The sequence below is a fragment of the Mycobacterium marseillense genome (assembly GCF_010731675.1).
Taxonomy (GTDB): domain Bacteria; phylum Actinomycetota; class Actinomycetes; order Mycobacteriales; family Mycobacteriaceae; genus Mycobacterium; species Mycobacterium marseillense.
On the sequence record NZ_AP022584.1, the window covers coordinates 2,313,102 to 2,332,047 of the forward strand.

An 18,946-nucleotide genomic window follows, 5' to 3' on the forward strand; every position below is an offset into this window, starting at 1 on the left:
TCGGTCAGCGCGCCTGGTGCGGCGAAGGCAGGGGGAACCACGTCGGGCGGTGGTTGGGGCGGCGGCGAATCGTTGGGCGCACCACCTGCACTGGGGCCGCCGATCGGGTTGGGCCCGCCAAAACGCCCCGCCGACTCCGACCCTTCAGTCACATCGAGCCCCCTGGGTAATTCGTGCCGCGCCTATCTGACCACGCATATTCGCGCTCCACACCGTTCCGCGGCACGTCTTGTTATACACCTGCCGACCAGCCCGCTCAGCTTATTTGTAGGGCGGCGCAGTCGACCAGTCACCCGCTGGGTCGGCGGACGGCCGAAATGCCGCCGACACATCGCTGTGCAACAGTGTTGGCCGTGCCCTCCTATCTGTTGCGCATCGAGCTGGTCGACCGTCCGGGAAGCCTGGGCTCCCTGGCGGTGGCGCTCGGTTCGGTGGGAGCTGACATCTTGTCCCTCGACGTCGTGGAGCGAAGCTCGGGGTACGCGATCGACGATCTGGTCATCGAGCTGCCGGCGGGAGCGATGCCGGACTCGCTGATCACCGCCGCCGAATCACTGTCCGGCGTTCGGGTGGACAGCGTGCGTCCACACACCGGTCTGCTTGAGGCGCACCGCGAGCTGGAGCTGCTCGACCATATCGCTGCGGCCCGCGACACGGCGTCCAGGCTGCAGGTGCTGGCCAACGAGGCGCCCAGGGTGCTGCGCGTCAGTTGGTGCACGGTCTTGCGCAGTTCGGGCGGCGAGCTGCAGCGCCTTGCCGGCAGCCGCGGTGCCCCGGAGACCAAGGCGGACACAGCCCCGTGGCTGCCGCTCGAGCGTGCCGTGCCGCTGGACAGCAACGCCGAGTGGGTGCCGAAAGCATGGCGCGACATGGACATGACGATGGTCGCGGCCCCGCTGGGAGACCCGCACACCGCGGTGGTGCTCGGTCGCCCGGGTCCCGAATTCCGGCCGTCGGAGGTCGCGCGGCTGGGCTACCTCGCCGGGATCGTCGCCACCATGCTGCGCTAATCGGACGCCAACACAATCGAATCCGGTTGGGCATACCTCGAAGGATGGGCATGGCGAATCGGTATGGGCAGTTGTTCGCTCGCGTGCGAGCCTCGTGCTTCTCTGGCGAACAAAAGCGAGGCGGCGCAGTCGTCTGAACCAATTCCTCCATGCACCAACATGTTTGCGTCGATGCAGTCCCGGTAGGGGCCGGCCCCGGTAGCCGGGCTAGTTGTTTGTCGGTGGTGGTTGGGGTTGGAAGGGGTCATACCACCACCAGTGGGCGCGTTCGCCGGTCGGGCCGGGGCAGGGCGCCACCGCGGGCGGGGGCCCCGTGGGTGGGCGTGCCAGCGATGCCGGGCTCAGGATTCGGCCGTCCTCGTCGGTGACCACCAGAGCGTGCGCGGGTCCGGTGAGGGTGATCAGGCCCCGATGATGCAACCGGTGGTGATAGGGGCAGACCAGCACCAGGTTGGCCAACTCGGTGGGGCCGCCGTCTTCCCAGTGCCGCAGGTGGTGGGCGTGCAAACCCCGGGTGGCGCCACAACCCGCAACCACACACATACGGTCGCGGTGCTCGAGCGCGCGGCGCAGGCGCCGGTTGATCACCCGGGTTGCCCGCCCGGCCCCAATGACCTCGCCGTGGCGCTCGAACCACAGCTCACAGGTGGCATCACAGGTGAGGTATCGGCGTTCGGCGTCGGGCAGCAGCGGCCCCAGATGCAGCGCGGCAGCGCGCTGGGCGACATCGAGGTGCACCACCACCGTGGTGTGCTGCCCATGAGGCCGACGAGTGGCCTCGCTGTCCCATCCCGCTTCGATCAGGCGCATGAACGCCTCGGCCGTGCCCGGCACCGGCGGACGCTGATCACCCACGCCCGCGCCCTCGCCGTGGTCGCGGCGCCACTCGCTAATGAGCGCGTCACGATGCGAGGCCAACGCGGCGTCGAACGTCGCGGCATCCACGTGACCCAGGGTGATCCGATAACACGCCCCCTGCTCGGTGGCGGTCGCGATAAACGACCGCTCGGGCTCGGGACGCGGGTCGGGGTCAGGACGCGGCTCCAGCTTGACCGCGGTGCGCAGCTGATTGACCGTGGCGACCGCGGCCAGTTGGGCGTAATGGTCATCAGATCCCTGGCCCGCGTGTGCGGCGATTACCCCCACCTGATCGGCCGAGAACCGGCCCTCGCGCATCCCCTGAGCACACCGCGGGAACTCGCTCAGCCGGCCAGCGATGGTGCTGATCGTGTGGGCATTGGCCGATGAACACCCCAACTTCCAGGCCACCAACGCCGGCACTGAGCGCGCACCGGTCACACCGCACAATTGGTCGCGATCGATCTCGGCGACGATCTCCACGATGCGCCCATCAATCGCATTGCGCTGACCGGCCAACTCCGCCAACTCCTCGAACAACACCTCAAGGCGGTCGCTCGCAGTCACCACCTCGGCGTCAGCAGGTGCGGTCGAAGACATGACGCCATCATCGCAGCGACCACCGACAAAACCGGCTGCCCGAAAGCCCAGCTCCGAAGTTGGTGCGCGCATCCCCCAGCCCACGCCGGATGCCACAGGTCAGTGCGCTGAAACTACCGCGAATCCCGATTCGCAGCCCGGCACAACCCCATCAGCGAGCTTCTGATGACATCGCCACCGGGTCGTCGTCTTCCCACAGCAGCAGCTGACGCACCGCCGGGCGCGGGCCGTAGGGGCGCAGCATGGTGCTGGCCGGTCGTGGGCGCACCCGCTGCGGCCACCAGAACCAGCGCCCGAGAAGCCGTGCGACAGAAGGCGTCATGAACGACCGCACGATCAGTGTGTCGAACAAAAGGCCGAGGCCGATGGTCGTGCCGATCTGGCCGAGCACCTGAAAACCACTGAACACGAACGCACACATGGTGACCGCGAACACGATGCCGGCCGAGGTGACCACCGAGCCGGAGCCGGCCATCGCCCGGATGATCCCGGTATTCAGGCCCGCATGAATCTCTTCTTTGAACCGCGAGATCAACAACAGGTTGTAGTCGGATCCGACGGCGAGTAGCAGGATCACGGCCAGCGCCAGCACAACCCAATAGAGCTGAATGCCGAAGATGTACTGCCACACCAGAACCGACAGCCCGAACGAGGCGCCCAGCGACAGGGCCACCGTGCCCACGATGACGAGCGCGGCGATCAGACTGCGCGTGATGATCATCATGATCAGCAGGATGAGGCTCAGCGCCGCAAACGCGACGATCATCAGGTCGTACTTGGCTCCGTCCTGAATGTCCTTGTACGTCGCGGCGGTGCCGCCGAGATAGATCTGCGCACCGGCCATCGGCGTGCCCTTCAAGGCCTCGTGCGCGGCCTTGGCCATCGGGTCGATGTGTGAAATGCCTTCCGGCGTCGCGGGATCGCCCTCATGCGTGACGATCATGCGGGCGGCCTTGCCGTCCGGTGACAGGAACAGTTTCAACCCGCGCTTGAAGTCGGGATTGTTGAACACCTCGGGCGGCAGGTAGAAGGTGTCGTCGTTCTTGGCCGCGTCGAAGGCCCGCCCCAGCGCCGTCGCGTTGTCGATCGCCGCCGCGGTCTGCGCGTAAATGCCCGAGAGCGTGGCGTAATTCGCCAACGTCAGGTCGCGATTGGTTTCCTGGCTCTGGATCTGCGGCGGGATCAGCGCCGTTAGTTTGGGCTGCAGCGCGTCGAGCTTGTCGAGGGAGGCCGTGAGGTTTTCGAATTTCTCGGTGAGCTGGTCGACGCCATCGAGCGCGTCGAAGAGGGATCTGAAAGCGAAGCAGGCGGGAATGTCGTAACAATGCTTTTCCCAATAGAAATAGCTACGCACCGGTCGGAAGAAGTCGTCGAAATTCGCGATCTTGTCGCGCAGGTCCCGGATCGTGACGAGCGTGTCGCGGAAGCTCTCGGTCTCCTCGTGGGTGGTGCCGGCGAGCTGCTGCTGCAACACGTACTGCTGCTTCAAAATGTTGATGGTCTTGCTCAGCTCATTGGCCTGCTTGAGCGCGTCGTCGGCCCGATCGCGTTGGTAGGTCAGGTTTTGCTGCTGCGCCGCACTGGAATTGCTGACCACGAAGGCGAGCGAGCTGTGGACCAGCGGGGTGCCCAACGGCCGGGTGATGGACTGCACCTGGGCGATGCCGGGGACGTGGAACACGGCCTTGGCCACCTTGTCCAGGATGAGCATGCTCTCCGGATTACGCATGTCGTGATCCGTTTCGACCATCAGCAATTCGGGCTCCAGGCGGGCCCGCGAGAAGTGCTTCTCGGCGGCGGCGTAACCGATGTTGGCCGGTGCGCTCGCGGGCATGTACGGCCGGGTGTCATAACTCGTCTTGTATCCGGGCAGGGCGAGCAGACCGACGAGGGCCAGCGCGCACGCCGACGCCAGGACCGCGCCCGGCCAACGGACGATGGCGGTGCCGATGCGCCGCCAACCTCGCGTCCGGATCGCCCGCTTGGGGTCGAAGATGCCCACCTTGGCACCTAGGGTGAGGATGGCGGGCCCCAGGGTGAGCGCGGCGAACAGCGCGACGAGAATGCCCAATGCGGCCGGAATGCCGAGGCTTTGGAAGTAGGGCAGCCGGGTGAAGCTCAGGCAGGCGACCGCACCCGCCACGGTGAGCCCCGATCCCAAAACGATGTGCGTCGTGCCGTGATACATGGTGTAGAACGCGGTTTCGCGATCCTCACCGGATCCGCGCGCTTCTTGATAGCGGCCGACAAAAAAGATCGCGTAGTCGGTTCCGGCGGCGATCACCAAGAGCGTCAGCAGATTCGTCGCATAGGTCGACAACCCGATGACTCCCGCGTTCCCGAGGAATGCGACAAGACCTCGGGCGGCTGACATTTCGATCAGGACCGTGGCGAGCACCAGCAATGTGGTGAACACCGAGCGGTAGACGAAGAACAACATCACCGCGATCACCCCGACGGTGATCCCGGTGACCTTGGCGGTCCCCTTGCTGCCGACGTCGAACTGATCGGAGATCAGCGGCGCCGCGCCGGTCACATAGGTTTTGACGCCGGGGGGCGGCTTCATGTGTTCGACGATGTCGCGGATGGCGCCGACGCCCTCGTTGGCCAACGCCGAGCCCTGATTGCCGGCAAGGTTGACCTGAACGTAGGCGGCCTTGCCGTCGCTGCTCTGCGATCCCGCGGCGGTGAGGGTGTCGCCCCAGTAATCCTGGACGTGTTGGACGTGCTTCTTGTCCCGCTCGACCCTGCGGATCATCTCGTCGTAGAAGCGGTGGGCATCCGCGCCGAGCGGCTTGTCACCTTCCAGCACGATCATGGCCGAGCTGTCGGTGTCGAACTCGTGGAATTTCTCACCGATGCGCTTGATCGCCTTGAGCGACGGGGCGTCGGGCGAGTTCAACGCCACATTGTGGGTTTTCCCAACGTCTTCCAGTTGCGGTACCGCGATGTTCGTGAGGGCGGCGAGCCCCACCCAGAACAGCAGGATCGGCAGCGCGAGCCGGCGAATGGTGCGCGGCACAAAGGACCGCGGCTGTTGATCGTTGCTCATCCAGATTTGTCCAGACAGAAGGTGTAGGCGTCGACTTTGTGAACCGTGCGTTGGTCTTTCACTTCACCGTTGACGGTGATGCGGCAGCCGAGGGTGTCCCCATTGCCCTGCGCCACGACGTTGCCAATGACCGCGGGCTCCGTGGTGGTGATGGTGAACGACCATGGCAAGGGGGCGTCTTTGACTTGCTGCGGCTGCGCGTTGACGTCCAGGTAGTTGATGGTCGCCACCGATCCCGGAGCGCCAAACACTTCGAGGACAACCTGCTTGGGGTTGAACGGGACGATCTCGTTGGACAGGCCGCTGTTGGGCGACGTGGTGTTGTGCGAGCCGAAGATCCCGTGCAGCCGGTAGATCCCGAACCCCGCGAGCGCGACGACGAGCACGGTGACGATCACCATCCATCCCCGCTTGACCAGGGATGCGATCGAAAAGCCTTTCACCCGTTAGCCTTTCGAATGTCGGGCGACAGGGGCGCGCCCAAGCCGAGCGCGGCTGCCAACATCGTAAGCGTGATCGACAGCTTTGACAGTACGGTACGGGACCGTACTGCACAAGAGACGCGCGCGTATCTATGTTTTCCCCGCGTCGGGCCGGCGCGAAATGGCCGTGTGGTTACCCGGTGGGCCTGGTCAGGCCCGGAATGAGGAACCCGTCGACGAACGCCTCCACGGTGCGACGGGTGGGCGGTCGGTCGGGAATTATGGCCCGGAAGATGAGGTACCCGGGCAACAGGTCCCAGAGTTCGTCGGTGATGACGTCTTCGGTGATCTCGCCCCGGGCCACGGCCTGGTGCAGCACGTGGTGGATCAAGGCTCGCCGGTAATCCATGAACTGGTGCTGCATCACGTCGTTGAGGGCCGGATTCCGCGACACCTCGACCAGCACCGCGCGGACCGTCCCGGCGTGCTGGACCACCTCTTGGCAGATCGTCTCCCCCAGGCTCAGCAGGTCGTCGCGCAACGTGCCCTTGTTCGGCGGGACGGCCACCTGACGGACGCCCTCGATAAAGGCGGCCAGCACCAGTTCGGCTTTCGACGGCCACCGCCGATACACCGTGGCCTTGCTGGCGCGCGCGGCGCCGGCCACCGCGTCAACGGTCAATCGGTCATAGCCGTGTTCCTGCAGCAGCTCCACGGTCACCGCCAGGATTTCGGCCTCGCGCGGCGACCACGGCGATGCCTGCTCGCACTCCTCGGCCGTCTGGGTCATAGAGCCCACGATAGAGCCGCTCGTGCGGTGCGGCGTGGGTATGTGGCTTATCGGGAGGTCATGAGCGCGCGTTCGATATCGGCGACGAGGTCGTCGGTGTCCTCGATGCCGAGCGAAATGCGCGCGAATCCGTCGGCGACCGGGTCCCCCCAGCGGGCCCGCCGGTCCACCGAGGTGTGCAGCCCCCCGAAGCTGGTGGCCGCGATCAGCAGCTCGCTGGCATCGACGAGGGCGTGCACGGCGGCCGCGCCAGCCAGTTCGACCGAGAGCAGGCCTCCGAATCGGCGCATCTGCGCCATGGCCACCGGATGCGCCGGATCCTGCGCCAACCCCGGGTAGCGCACGGCCCGCACCGCCGGGTGGCGGGCCAGCATCGTCGCCACCGCTCGGGCGTTTTGGCACTGGCGCTCGAATCGCAGTCCGGCAGTTTCCAGGCTGCGCAACAGAAGCCACGCCTCGAACCCGCCCAGGACCGCTCCCGCGAGCAGGCGTTGGCGCTCGGCGGCGGCGAGTAACTCGGGCTGACTGGTGGCGACGTATCCGGCCAGCAGGTCGCTGTGACCGGACAGGGCCTTGGTGGCGCTGGCCACCACCGCGTCGGCGCCCAACGACAGCGGCTGCTGACCCAACGGCGTGGCGGCGGTGTTGTCGACGACCAGTTGCGCGCCGCGACCGTGGCAGATGGTGGCCAGCCGGTGCAGGTCGACCACGTCCAGCCCCGGATTGGTGGGGGTTTCGGCCAGTACCACGTCGGCCCCGGCGGCGGCGTCATAGATCTGTGAGCTCGGCGCCGCGATGACCGTCACCCCCACCAGGTCCTCGGTGGCGTGACGGCGCACCTGGTAGTAGCCGTCGGCCGGCGCCACCAGCGTCGACCCCGGCGGCACCCAGGCCCGCAGCACCGCGCTGACGGCCGCCATGCCGGAGCCGAACACCACAGCACCCGCGGCCCCCTCCAGCTCGGCGAGCGCCGACTCCAGTTGCCGCCAGGTCGGATTGGAGCTGCGGCCATAACTGTCCAGGGTTTCGTCGGCCGAAAGATGATACGTGGCGGCGAGCACCGGCTGCGGCGCGACCGGCTGGCCCGAAACCGCTTGGGAATTCACAGCTTTGAGGCTGCGGGTGGAATCGCCGTAGCGACCGCTCATCGGCTTATTCCGCCGGAGTTTCGGACGGCCCATCGGCGAGCAACTGCCGGAAGCCGTCCTCGTCAAGGACGGGCACCCCCAGCTCGACGGCCTTGTCGTATTTCGACCCTGGTGAATCCCCGGCCACCACGTAGTCGGTCTTCTTGGACACCGACCCGGCGGCCTTGCCGCCGCGTGCCAGGATCGCCTCCTTGGCGTCGTCGCGGGAAAAGCCGGCCAGCGACCCGGTGACCACTACCGTCAACCCCTCGAGCGTGCGCGGCACGCTGGTGTCGCGCTCATCGGCCATCCGCACGCCGGCGGCGCGCCACTTGTCGACGATCGCCCGGTGCCAGTCGACGGTGAACCATTCGGTGAGTGCCGCGGCGATCGTCGGGCCCACCCCCTCGACCGCGGCGAGCCGCTCGGTGGAGGCGGACATGATGGCGTCCAGGTCGCCGAATTCGGTCGCCAGGGCGCGCGCCGCCGTCGGCCCGACGTGCCGGATGGACAACGCCACCAAAATCCGCCACAGCGCAACCTTTTTGGCCTTGCCGAGGTTGTCGAGCAGCCGTTTGCCGTTGGCAGACAACGCGCCCGCCTTCGTCCGGAAAAGCTCGGTGCGTAGCAGGTCGTCCTCGGTCAGGGTGAACAGGTCGCCCTCGTCGGCGATCACCTCCGCCTTGAGCAGGGCGATGGCGGCCTCGTAGCCGAGCCCCTCGATGTCGAACGCCCCGCGACCGGCGACGTGGAACACGCGCTCCCGCAGCTGCGCCGGACAGGACCGGGCGTTGGGGCAGCGGATGTCAGCGTCGCCCTCCTTGGCCGGTGCCAGCGTGGTGCCGCATTCGGGACACGTTGTGGGCATGACGAATTCGCGCTCGGAGCCGTCGCGCAGGTCGACGACGGGCCCTAGCACCTCCGGGATGACATCGCCGGCTTTGCGGATCATCACGGTGTCGCCGATCAGCACGCCCTTGCGTTTGACCTCGGCGGCGTTGTGCAGGGTGGCCAGCCCGACCGTCGACCCGGCCACCTTGACCGGCGTCATGAATGCAAACGGCGTGACGCGCCCGGTGCGCCCGACGTTGACGCGGATGTCGAGCAGTTTGGTCTGCGCCTCCTGGGGCGGGTACTTGTAGGCGACCGCCCAGCGCGGCGCGCGCGACGTGGTCCCGAGCCGGCGCTGCAACGCGACGTCGTCGACTTTGACCACCACGCCGTCGATTTCGTGTTCGAGGTCGTAGCGGTGCTCGCCCCAGTAGGCGATCCGATCCTCGACCGCAGCCAGGCCGCGCACGCGTGCCGTTTGTTCGGCCACCGGCAGGCCCCAGGCCTTCAGCGCGGCGTAGGCCTCGTGCTGGGTCTTCGGCGCGAACCCTTCCGTGCGGCCGATGCCGTGACAGATCATCCGCAGCCTGCGCCGGGCGGTGACGGCCGGATTCTTCTGGCGCAGCGAGCCGGCGGCGCTGTTGCGGGGATTGGCGAACGGCGCCTTGCCGTCCTCGACCAAGCTGGCGTTGAGCGCCTCGAAGTCGGCGAGCAGGAAGAACACCTCGCCGCGCACCTCGAGCAGGGCCGGCGCCGGGAAGTGCTTGTCGGCCGACAGCCGCTCGGGCACGTCGTCGATGGTGCGCGCGTTGAGCGTCACGTCCTCGCCGACGCGGCCGTCGCCGCGGGTCGCGGCGCGTTCCAGCCGACCGTCGCGGTACACCAGTGACAGCGCCACCCCGTCGATCTTGAGTTCGCACAGGTAATGGGGCTCCTTGCCGACCTCGTTCTCGACGCGATTGCTCCAGGCGACGAGCTCGTCGCGGTCGAAGACGTCGTCGAGGCTCAGCATCCGTTCCAGGTGCTGCGCCTCGGCGAAGTCGGTGGCGAAGCCCGCCCCGCCGACCAGCTGGGTCGGCGAATCGGCGACCCGGAGCTCGGGGTGGCGCTCCTCCAGCGCGAGGAGCTCGTTGAACATCGTGTCGAATTCGGCGTCCGAGATGATCGGCGCGTCCTTGATGTAGTAGCGAAACTGGTGTTCACGGACCGATTCGGCCAGGTCCTGCCACTGCCGCCGAACCTCGGGCGCTACCGAATCAGCTTCTGCTGAGCTCACCTTGGCAGGCTATCCGAGAACACCGACGCAAAACCCGCTCGGCCGCCTATTCGATGGCGTCGGGATCCTCGGCGAACATCTCGGCCGCCTTGCGGGCGAGCTCGATCGCGGTGCGCGCCCACTCGGGCGTGGCGCCGGCGAGACCGCAGGCCGGGGTGACGCCGATGCGTTCGCGCAGCGCCGAGCGGGCGAAGCCGAGGCGATCGGTCACCGCGACCACCGCGGCGGCGACCTGCTCCGCCGACGGCCGCCGTGACGGGGCGCGGGTGGCGCCGGTGTTGATGACGCCCAGCATGACGGCGCGGTCCGACTCGACGAACGCGGCGATGCCGTCGAGATCCGCCGCGCTCAACGTGCCCGCGTCGACCGATATCGCACTGAAGATGCTGCGCTGCAACAGATCCCACGGTATCCCGGGTGCGCAGCAGTGCAGCGCCACCTCGCCGCCCACCGTCTCGGCGCAGGAGTCGAGCAGGCTGCCGGCCACGGCCTCGTCGAGCGCAGCGACCGGGCTGAGAGCGGTCACCCCGCTCAGCGCTCCCCCCAACGCTTTTGGCAGCGACGGCTCGTCGAACTGGACCACCACCGGCGTTTCCAGGCGTCGGGACAGCTGCGCGCGATGCGCGGCGACGCCTTCGGCCAGCGACGCCGTGAGGTCGCGCAGCGCGCCGGGGTCGGTGATCGCCCGGTGCCCGTTGGCCAGCTCGACCTCAGCGGCGAGCGTGATCGGGCCCGGGGCCTGCACCTTGACCACGCGGCCGTCATTGCGCAGGCCGGCGGTCTCCCAGGCCTCTTCCAACGCGTCCATGTCCTCGTCGAGGAGGCTGATGGCGCGGCGGGTGACCGCGCCCGGCCGGGCGGCGAGGCGGTAGCCGCGCGGCACCGTGTCGATGGCCACGTCGACCAGCAACGCCCCGGCGCGGCCCAGCAGGTCAGCGCCCACCCCGCGGGCGGGCAGCTCGACGAGGTGGGGCAGCGCGCCCGCCAGTTCGCCGACGACCACGGCGGCGGCCTCCCGCGCGGCGATGCCCGGCCAGGAACCGACGCCGCTGGGCCCCGCGAAAACACTCACTGGCCAACCGTATTCGACGTCGCTTCGGCCCCCGGTCGGCAGGGGCTGTGTGCCGGGGGGCCGCGCGGGTAGGTTCAACCCCAGAGGGGTGCAAAAACGGTGTCGCAGAGGACGAAGTGGGCGAGGCTGCCGCTGTGGTGCGCGGCGGCGCTGCTGGCGGTGTCGTGCACCCGGGTGGTCGACGGCGCGGCGCTGGCGGGGCCCGACGCCAACCGCAGGGTGGTGCAGGGCGTCAACGTCGACACGATCCTGCTGGACCAGTCGCGGATGCGGGCGATCACCGGCGCCGGCGAACACCTGACCATCATTCCCTCGATGGACGGCACCAGCCCGGTCAACATCGACGCGCTGGCCCAGACCGCGCCGCGGGAGTGCCGGTTCATCTACGACGAGACGGCCACCTTCGGGCCCGACCTCGAGGCGTTCCACAAGACGACCTTTCAGGACCCGCCCGACGGCGCGTTGATCTCGGAGGGCGCCGCGGCCTATCGCGATGCCGACACCGCGCGGACCGCCTTCAACGCGCTGGTGGGCACCGTCGGGGACTGCGCGAACGGCTCGGGTGGTCAGCTCTACGTCGGTGACTGGAACTCCGACGGCACCTCGCTGCACCTGCGGCCCGGTGGCTGCGGCCGCGACTACCGGCTCCTGTCGGTGGCCATGTTGGAGGTGACGTTCTGCGGCTTCGCGCAATCGGTGTCCGACATCGTGATGACGAACATCGTCGCGAACGTGCCGCGTTAGGCCGGGATCAGCGCGACGTTGCGGCGATGACGGCGCTGCCCAGTACCTCGTCCCCGTCGGGGTCGGGCCGGTACAGCACCAGCGTCTGGCCCGGCGCGACGCCGCGCAGCGGGACGCGCAGCCGCACGACGAGTTCATCGTCGATGCGTTCGGCCACCGCGTCGGCCGTCTCACCGTGCGCGCGCACCTGGACCGCGCACTCGATGGGGCCCGACGGCGTCAAGCCCGAGGTGAATACCGGTGTGCGCCCGACCAATTCGCGCACTTCGAGGTCGGCCGCCTCCCCCACCCGCACGGTCGCGGTCTCGGCGTCGATTGCGGTCACGTAGCGGGGGCGGCCGTCGGGGCCCGGCCCGGCGATGCCCAGGCCCTTGCGCTGGCCGATGGTGAAGCCGTGCACCCCGTCGTGTTCGGCGAGCACCGTGCCCTCCGCATTGACCACGGCGCCGCGGCGAACCCCGATGCGCGCGCCCAAGAAGGCGCGCGTGTCCCCCGACGGGATGAAGCAGATGTCGTGACTGTCCGGCTTTTCGGCGACGGCCAGGCCGCGCCGGGCGGCTTCGGCGCGGATCTGCGACTTGGGGGTGTCCCCGATGGGGAACGCGGCGTGGCGCAACTGCTCGGCGCTCAGCACCGCCAGCACATAGGACTGGTCCTTGTCGTGGTCTACGGCGCGGCGCAGCCGCCCACCGGAAAGTCGGGCGTAGTGGCCGGTGACCACTGTGTCGAACCCGAGCGCAACGGCCCTCGCCGACAGCGCCGAGAACTTGATCTTCTGATTGCACACCACGCACGGGTTGGGCGTCTCCCCGCGGGCATAAGACGACACGAATTCGTCGATGACGTCGGCCTGGAACTTCTCCGCGAAATCCCAGACGTAGAACGGTATTCCGAGCACGTCGGCGACCCGACGCGCGTCCGAGGCGTCCTCCTTCGAGCAGCATCCCCGCGAGCCGGTGCGCAGCGTGCCGGGCGCGGTCGACAGCGCCAGGTGCACGCCCACCACATCGTGACCGGCGTCGACCATCCGGGCCGCGGCGACCGACGAGTCGACGCCCCCGCTCATGGCAGCAAGCACTTTCACCTACGACGCCCCCGCTGCGGCCAGCGCCGCCCGGCGCGCCCGCTCCACCGCCCCGGGCAGCACCCGCAGCACCGCGTCGACGTCGGCGTCAACACTGGTGTGCCCCAATGAGAGCCGCAGCGATCCGCGGGCGCTGGTCGGGTCGGCGCCCATGGCGATCAGCACATGCGAGGGCTGCGCGACGCCGGCGGTGCACGCCGAACCGGTCGAGCACTCGATTCCGTTGGCGTCCAAGAGCATCAGCAGCGCATCGCCCTCGCAACCGCGGAACGTGAAGTGCGCGTTGCCGGGGAGGCGCAGCGAGTCGCGGGCGCCGTTGAGGCTGACATCCTCGATGCCGCCCAGCACGCCGTCGACGAGGCGGTCCCGCAACGCCCGCAGGCGGGCGCTGTTGACCTCGAGCCCGTCGACCGAGATCCGGGCCGCCGCGGCCATTCCGACCGCACCGGCCACATCGGCGGTGCCCGAACGGATGTCGCGCTCCTGCCCACCGCCGTGGGCGAGCGGCACGCACGCGAGGTCGCGGCGCAGCAGCAGCGCGCCGACGGCCGCGGGGCCGCCGAATTTGTGTGCGGTCACGCTCATCGCCGAGAGGCCGCTGGCGGCGAAGTCGACGGGCAGCTGCCCCACCGCCTGAATGGCGTCGCTGTGCATCGGGACGCCGAATTCTGCTGCGACGGCGGCGAGTTCGGCGGCGGGCATGACGGTGCCGACCTCGTTGTTGGCCCACATGACCGAGACCAGCGCGACATCGTCGTGGCGTGTGAGCACCTCGCGCAGCGCCGCCGCCGACACCGAGCCGTCGGGCGCGGTGGGCAGCCACGTCACCTCGGCGCCTTCGTGCTCGACGAGCCAGTTGACCGAGTCCAGCACGGCGTGGTGTTCGACCTCGCTGGTGACGATGCGCCGGTGTCGCGGCTCGGCGTCGCGCCGGGCCCAGTAGATGCCCTTGACGGCGAGGTTGTCGCTCTCGGTGCCGCCCGCGGTGAAGATGACCTCGGAGGGACGCGCCCCCAGCTTGTCGGCGATCAGTTCACGGGATTCCTCGATGCGGCGCCGCGCCGCCCGGCCGCTGGTGTGCAGCGAGGAGGCGTTGCCCACCGTGCCCAGCACAGCCGTCATCGCCTCGACGGCGGCGGGGTGCATCGGGGTGGTGGCGGCGTGATCCAAATAGACCATGACGCGACCCACGATACCGGCCCACCGGTGGGCTCAGGCCACCAGCACGCGCCCGTGACCAGCGCACCGGGCCGTCCCAGCGCCCACCGCCGACTGGCAGCGTCCGGCCAGAACCCGTCGATCGGTCCCCGGGAGCTGCAGAGACTCGACGTGCACCCGCGCCAGCGTGCGGCGCACCGCGAGCAACCGTCGGATGGAGCCCGGCAGGGTCTCGTCGCCGACGAAGGCCGGCACCGTCGAGGGGCTGCCGTCGACGTGGTGGTAGGTCAGCCGCAGGGGCTGCACCGGCCGGCCCGCGTCGATCGCGGCCTGGAACATCGCCGGATAGAAGGCCCCGCGGCCTCGGTGTGATCGTCCGGCTCCTCCTCCGGCCGCTTCCCCGCCGCACCACGTGGTGCCCTCCGGGAACGCAACGACCGTCTGCCCCGCGCGCAACCGGTGGGCGACGGTGTCCACCACGGCGGGCAGCCGCCGCAAACTGGACCGCTCGATCGGGATGACCTTCAAGATGCGCGCCACGATCCCGGTCGCCGGCCCGGTGAACATGTCGGCGCGGGCGACGAACGACCCGGGCAACACCGCGCCGATGGCGAAGACGTCGAGCCACGACACGTGCGGACTGACCACCAGCACACCACGCAGGTTGCGAATCGGGTTGCCCGACACCGTAATCCGGATGCCGAAACATCTCAGCACCAACCGGCAATAGATGCGCTGCACGCGGGTGCGCCCCGGCAGCGGCACGGCCAGCAGCGGCAGCCCCGGCGCCAGCAGCAGCGCCAGCGACAGGCGAAGGGCCATCCGCACCAGCTTCAGCAGCGGCGGGGAGGCAACCGCGTCGCCGGCGTGCACACAGCCGGCATCGCACGAGGCGCGCGGCAGCCAGGAATGCCCGGTGCCGGTCATTTCCCCGCCAGTTCCGCAGCGGCCGACACCGATCGGAGGCGTTTGAGGTATCGGGTGTCGGCGTGCGCCTTGCCCAGTAGCACGCAGAAGTCGCCGACACCGAAATCCGGGTCGTGCGCGGGTTCCCCGCACACCTGGGCGCCCAGCCGCAGGTACCCGCGCATCAGCGCCGGCACCGACGGCCGCGCGGGCGCCGGGATGTCGTCGAGCGCGGTCCCGTCGACGATGACGGGGCGGTGCGGCCGCACCCGGTACTGCGGCGGCGCCCCGTGCCGGGCCAGGATGGCGTCGCGGACGCCGCGCAGCCGGCTGCCCGGGGGCTGATCGTCGGGCTCGCCGCCGATGGGCACGGACACGCATCCGGTGACGTGGTCGTAGCCGTAGCGGTCCAGGTAGGCCAGGATGCCGGCCCACATCAGCAGCACCACGCCGCCGTTGCGGTGCCCGTCGCGCACCACGGCGCGGCCCATCTCGACCAGGGACGGCCGCAGCGGATCGAAGGCGCGGATGTCGAATTCCGTCGCGGTGTACAGGCCGCCCGCGGCGATAGCGCCCGCGGGCGCCAGCATGCGGTAGCAGCCCACCAGCTCGCCGGTGTCGTCGTCGCGGACCAGCAGGTGGTCGCAGAACTCGTCGAAGCGGTCCTGGTCGACCCGGTCCGATCCGGGCCCGTCGGCCGCCGGCAGGGCGAAGCCCGGCGTGCTGGTGAAGACGTCGTAGCGCAGTCGCTGCGCCGCCTCGATCATGGCGGGGTCGGTGGACAGCAACAGGGAATAGCGCGGTGCGGCCGAAGGGCCGGTCGCCGCGCCGCTGGGCTTGTCGGCGGGTATGAGGACAGAAGCGATGCTCATGGGACCAACGTGGCGTAGCCGGTGAGCTGGTCGGCATCGGCGCTGTGACGTGTCGGTGCACGTCAGATGACGAAATGAGACCGAGCCCAGCGGCTGCCGGCGGGTGCCGACGGCCCATCGGTCACTCGATCACTGGAAGGCGGGACGAGGTTTTTGCCCACCGCGGCAGATCCCCGCGGCGGGGGCCCGGTGGGGCCCTTGCGGCGCACGGGATCGGCGAGACGGCAGAAGAAAGCCCCCGGCACCGCGGCGCCGGGGGCTCTTCGAGGCCGAGAAACTCAGCCCTTGCGTGCCTTGATCGCGTCGGTCAGCTGCGGGGCGACCTTGAACAGGTCGCCCACCACGCCGTAGTCGGCGATCTCGAAGATGGGTGCCTCTTCGTCCTTGTTGACCGCGACGATGGTCTTGGAGGTCTGCATCCCCGCGCGGTGCTGGATGGCACCGGAGATGCCCAGCGCGATGTAGAGCTGCGGCGAGACCGTCTTACCCGTCTGGCCCACCTGGAACTGGCCCGGGTAGTAGCCGGAGTCGACGGCGGCACGTGACGCACCGACGGCGGCACCCAGCGAGTCGGCCAGGGCCTCGACCACGCTGAAGTTCTCCGCGCTACCCACGCCGCGACCGCCTGACACCACGATGGTGGCCTCGGACAGCTCCGGGCGGTCACCGGCGACCGCGGGCTCGCGGGCGGTGATCTTGGTGGCGTTCTCGGCGGGAGCCGGGACCTCGACGGTGACCTCTTCGCCCGCACCGGCGGACGGCTCGGCGTCGACGGCGCCGGCGCGCAGGGTGATCACCGGGGTGTCGCCGTTGGCCTGGGCCTCGACGGTGAACGCGCCACCGAAGATGGAGTGGATGGCCTTCGGGCCCTCCTTGACCTCGACCACGTCGACCAGCAGACCGGAACCGATCCGGGCCGCGAGGCGGCCGGCGATTTCCTTGCCGTCGGCGGTGGCGGCCAGCAGCACCGCCGCGGGCGCGTTCGACTCGGCCAGCGCGGCCAGCACGTCGACCACCGGGGTGATCAGGTACTTGTCCACATCATCGGACTCGGCGACGTAGATCTTCGCGGCGCCGGCCTCCTTCAGCCCGTCGGCCAGCGGGGCGGCCGTGCCCGACGCCCCGACCACGACGGCGGACGGCTCGCCCAGCGCGCGGGCGGCCGTGATCAACTCGGAGGTGACCTTCTTCAGCGCACCTTCGGCGTGCTCCACGAGCACCAATACTTCAGCCATGGGTTATATCGCTCTTCTCGTCTCTCGAATGGTCAGGTGTGGGGTGCTCGACTAGATGATCTTCTGGCCGACCAGGTACTGCGCGACCTGGTTGCCGCCCTCGCCCTCGTCGGTGACCTTCTCACCCGCGGTCTTCGGCGGCTTCGGCGTCGACGACAGCACGGTGGATCCGGCGTTGGCCAGCCCGACCTCGTCGCCTTCGACCCCGATCTCGGCCAAGGTCAGCACCGTGACCTCTTTCTTCTTGGCGGCCATGATGCCCTTGAACGACGGGAAGCGCGGCTCGTTGATCTTCTCGGTGACGCTGACGACCGCGGGCAGCGTGGCCTCGAGGTTGAAGACACCGTCGTCGGTCTCGCGCTCACCGGTGACCTTGCCGCCCTCGAGCGACAGCTTGCGCAGGTGAGTGAGCTGCGGCAGGCCCAGGTACTCGGCGATGATGGCCGGCACCGCGCCGCCGGTGCCGTCGGTGGCCTCGTTACCCGCGATCACCAGCTCGGTGCCCTCGATGGTGCCCAGCGCGCGGGCCAGGGCCCACCCGGTCTGCACCACGTCGGAGCCGTGCAGGCCGTCGTCCTTGAGGTGGACGGCCTTGTCGGCGCCCATCGACAGGGCCTTGCGGATCGCCTCGGTGGCGCGCTCGGGGCCCGCGGTCAGCACGGTCACCGAGCCTTCGCCGCCCTCCCGCTCGCGGATCTGCAGGGCCTCTTCGACGGCGCGCTCGTTGATCTCGTCAAGCACCGCGTCGGCGGCCTCGCGGTCGAGCGTCCAGTCGCCGTCTGTCAGCTTGCGCTCCGACCAGGTGTCTGGGACCTGCTTAATCAGGACCACGATGTTCGTCATGGGTGTGGTTCGTCCTCCTCGAAGGGGTCCGCAGCGCTCGACTGCGAGACCTCGGTACGCGTTTTTCGCAACGCACAGCCGTGTTACTACCCGGTAACTTTGTGCGGTATGCCTTCACACCATAGCTGGTGGTACTGCGCGTTCTTGCGGGCGCTCCTCCCCCTGCGAGCGCGGGGCTACCCACTTTCGTGGTTCGCGAATCCGACACTTCGCGTTAGCCTGCCTATGCAATGAGCGCACTGGTCCCTGACGGTCCCCCGCACACCCCGCCGATACCGCGTCGTCGGGTGACGCGGTGTTGATGCTGACGGGTGAGCGCACCATCCCGGGTTTGGACATCGAAAACTACTGGTTTCGCCGCCACGAGGTCGTTTACCAGCGGCTTGCCGAGCACTGCGAGGGCCGCGAGGTGCTCGAGGCGGGCTGCGGCGAGGGATACGGCGCCGATCTGATCGCCGGGGTCGCCCGCCGCGTCATCGCCGTGGACTACGACGAGTCCGCCGTGGCCCACGTCCGCGCCCGGTACCCCCGGGTGGACGTTATGCAGGCGAACCTCGCGCAGCTGCCGCTGCCCGATTCGTCGGTGGATATTGTGGTCAACTTCCAGGTGATCGAGCATCTGTGGGACCAAACACAATTCGTGGTCGAGTGCGCGCGGGTGCTGCGCCCGTCGGGACTGCTGATGATGTCCACGCCCAACCGGATCACGTTCTCCCCCGGCCGCGACACCCCGATCAACCCGTTCCACACCCGCGAACTCAACGCCGCCGAGCTGGGTGAGCTGCTCATCGCCGGGGGCTTTTCCGACGTGTCGATCAGCGGGCTGTTCCACGGCCCGCGGCTGCGCGAGATGGACGCCCGGCACGGCGGCTCGATCATCGACGCGCAAATCCAGCGGGCACTGGCCGCTGACCAAGGGGCACCGTGGCCACCCGACCTGGCGGCCGACGTCGCCGCGGTCACCACCGATGACTTCGAGCTCGTGGAGCGCGGATCCGGAGCGGTCATCGGCCAAGACATCGACGACAGCCTCGATCTGATCGCGATCGCGGTAGCGCCGTGAACT

General features: G+C 69.0%; 15 protein-coding genes and 1 pseudogene. 3 read left to right on the forward strand and 13 right to left on the reverse strand.

The genetic code is table 11. The features are described 5' to 3' along the window. Nucleotides 1–353 precede the first annotated feature (353 nt). Complete coding sequence (locus G6N26_RS10360; RefSeq protein ID WP_095578268.1) at nucleotides 354–1,010, forward strand: ACT domain-containing protein; 657 nt, start codon at nucleotides 354–356, stop codon at nucleotides 1,008–1,010. 207 nt (nucleotides 1,011–1,217) lie between these two features. On the opposite strand, the gene G6N26_RS10365 is transcribed toward G6N26_RS10360, so the two are convergent. The 7 genes from G6N26_RS10365 to G6N26_RS10395 all read right to left on the reverse strand — a co-directional run bounded on the left by G6N26_RS10365 (nucleotide 1,218) and on the right by G6N26_RS10395 (nucleotide 11,038). Further along, nucleotides 1,218–2,468, reverse strand: a complete 1,251-nt coding sequence (locus G6N26_RS10365) for an HNH endonuclease signature motif containing protein (RefSeq protein WP_163648769.1) — start codon at nucleotides 2,466–2,468, stop codon at nucleotides 1,218–1,220. A gap of 151 nt (nucleotides 2,469–2,619) precedes the next feature. Next, on the reverse strand, nucleotides 2,620–5,520 hold the full coding sequence (locus tag G6N26_RS10370) for an MMPL/RND family transporter (RefSeq protein WP_067172370.1): 2,901 nt from the start codon (nucleotides 5,518–5,520) through the stop codon (nucleotides 2,620–2,622). Next, a complete protein-coding gene (locus G6N26_RS10375; RefSeq protein WP_067172374.1) occupies nucleotides 5,517–5,921 on the reverse strand; it encodes an MmpS family transport accessory protein in 405 nt (134 codons plus the stop codon). Before G6N26_RS10375 ends, G6N26_RS10370 begins: the two co-directional genes overlap by 4 nt. 214 nt (nucleotides 5,922–6,135) lie before the next feature. Further along, nucleotides 6,136–6,744 carry a TetR/AcrR family transcriptional regulator gene (locus G6N26_RS10380; protein WP_095578269.1) on the reverse strand — a complete coding sequence of 203 codons (609 nt, stop codon included), beginning with the start codon at nucleotides 6,742–6,744 and terminating at the stop codon, nucleotides 6,136–6,138. A 35-nt stretch (nucleotides 6,745–6,779) separates the two neighbouring features. Further along, complete coding sequence (locus tag G6N26_RS10385; RefSeq protein WP_083018945.1) at nucleotides 6,780–7,880, reverse strand: cystathionine gamma-lyase; 1,101 nt, start codon at nucleotides 7,878–7,880, stop codon at nucleotides 6,780–6,782. Nucleotides 7,881–7,884: 4 nt separating this feature from the next. After that, entirely contained in the window at nucleotides 7,885–9,966 is a 2,082-nt protein-coding gene (gene ligA, locus G6N26_RS10390; RefSeq protein WP_083018943.1) for an NAD-dependent DNA ligase LigA, read from the reverse strand. A gap of 46 nt (nucleotides 9,967–10,012) precedes the next feature. After that, the gene (locus G6N26_RS10395; protein WP_083018941.1) at nucleotides 10,013–11,038 is read right to left on the reverse strand and encodes a uroporphyrinogen decarboxylase/cobalamine-independent methonine synthase family protein; all 1,026 of its coding nucleotides are present in this window, start codon (nucleotides 11,036–11,038) and stop codon (nucleotides 10,013–10,015) included. 99 nt (nucleotides 11,039–11,137) lie between these two features. Here G6N26_RS10395 and G6N26_RS10400 point away from each other — a divergent pair, with 99 nt between their 5' ends. Further along, nucleotides 11,138–11,782, forward strand: a complete 645-nt coding sequence (locus G6N26_RS10400; RefSeq protein ID WP_067172362.1) for a sensor domain-containing protein — start codon at nucleotides 11,138–11,140, stop codon at nucleotides 11,780–11,782. A gap of 7 nt (nucleotides 11,783–11,789) precedes the next feature. On the opposite strand, the gene mnmA is transcribed toward G6N26_RS10400, so the two are convergent. The 6 genes from mnmA to G6N26_RS10430 all read right to left on the reverse strand — a co-directional run bounded on the left by mnmA (nucleotide 11,790) and on the right by G6N26_RS10430 (nucleotide 17,880). Further along, on the reverse strand, nucleotides 11,790–12,866 hold the full coding sequence (gene mnmA, locus G6N26_RS10405; protein ID WP_083018939.1) for a tRNA 2-thiouridine(34) synthase MnmA: 1,077 nt from the start codon (nucleotides 12,864–12,866) through the stop codon (nucleotides 11,790–11,792). Then, nucleotides 12,867–14,045 (reverse strand): cysteine desulfurase family protein, encoded by a 1,179-nt coding sequence (locus tag G6N26_RS10410; protein ID WP_083018937.1) that lies wholly within the window; start codon nucleotides 14,043–14,045, stop codon nucleotides 12,867–12,869. Between the two features lie 33 nt (nucleotides 14,046–14,078). Next, nucleotides 14,079–14,951 carry a lysophospholipid acyltransferase family protein gene (locus tag G6N26_RS10415; protein WP_067168682.1) on the reverse strand — a complete coding sequence of 291 codons (873 nt, stop codon included), beginning with the start codon at nucleotides 14,949–14,951 and terminating at the stop codon, nucleotides 14,079–14,081. Beyond that, on the reverse strand, nucleotides 14,948–15,802 hold the full coding sequence (locus G6N26_RS10420; protein ID WP_083018935.1) for a GNAT family N-acetyltransferase: 855 nt from the start codon (nucleotides 15,800–15,802) through the stop codon (nucleotides 14,948–14,950). Before G6N26_RS10420 ends, G6N26_RS10415 begins: the two co-directional genes overlap by 4 nt. Before the next feature lie 278 nt (nucleotides 15,803–16,080). After that, nucleotides 16,081–17,037: an electron transfer flavoprotein subunit alpha/FixB family protein gene (locus G6N26_RS10425; protein ID WP_067168678.1), complete on the reverse strand. Its 957-nt coding sequence runs from the start codon at nucleotides 17,035–17,037 to the stop codon at nucleotides 16,081–16,083. 51 nt (nucleotides 17,038–17,088) lie between these two features. Further along, a complete protein-coding gene (locus tag G6N26_RS10430) occupies nucleotides 17,089–17,880 on the reverse strand; it encodes an electron transfer flavoprotein subunit beta/FixA family protein (protein WP_067168676.1) in 792 nt (263 codons plus the stop codon). 230 nt (nucleotides 17,881–18,110) lie between these two features. On the opposite strand from G6N26_RS10430, the pseudogene G6N26_RS10435 reads away from it, so the two are divergent. Then, nucleotides 18,111–18,943, forward strand: a pseudogene (locus tag G6N26_RS10435) (class I SAM-dependent methyltransferase). Nucleotides 18,944–18,946: the final 3 nt, after the last annotated feature.

Bases quoted from the DNA above. Each gene is read 5' to 3' on its own strand.
- G6N26_RS10365 (WP_163648769.1), bottom strand. From the start codon at position 2,468: ATGTCTTCGACCGCACCTGCTGACGCCGAGGTGGTGACTGCGAGCGAC.
- G6N26_RS10370 (WP_067172370.1), bottom strand. From the start codon at position 5,520: ATGAGCAACGATCAACAGCCGCGGTCCTTTGTGCCGCGCACCATTCGC.
- G6N26_RS10375 (WP_067172374.1), bottom strand. From the start codon at position 5,921: ATGGTGATCGTCACCGTGCTCGTCGTCGCGCTCGCGGGGTTCGGGATC.
- G6N26_RS10385 (WP_083018945.1), bottom strand. From the start codon at position 7,880: ATGAGCGGTCGCTACGGCGATTCCACCCGCAGCCTCAAAGCTGTGAAT.
- G6N26_RS10410 (WP_083018937.1), bottom strand. From the start codon at position 14,045: ATGGTCTATTTGGATCACGCCGCCACCACCCCGATGCACCCCGCCGCC.
- G6N26_RS10415 (WP_067168682.1), bottom strand. From the start codon at position 14,951: ATGACCGGCACCGGGCATTCCTGGCTGCCGCGCGCCTCGTGCGATGCC.
- G6N26_RS10420 (WP_083018935.1), bottom strand. From the start codon at position 15,802: ATGAGCATCGCTTCTGTCCTCATACCCGCCGACAAGCCCAGCGGCGCG.
- G6N26_RS10425 (WP_067168678.1), bottom strand. From the start codon at position 17,037: ATGGCTGAAGTATTGGTGCTCGTGGAGCACGCCGAAGGTGCGCTGAAG.
- G6N26_RS10430 (WP_067168676.1), bottom strand. From the start codon at position 17,880: ATGACGAACATCGTGGTCCTGATTAAGCAGGTCCCAGACACCTGGTCG.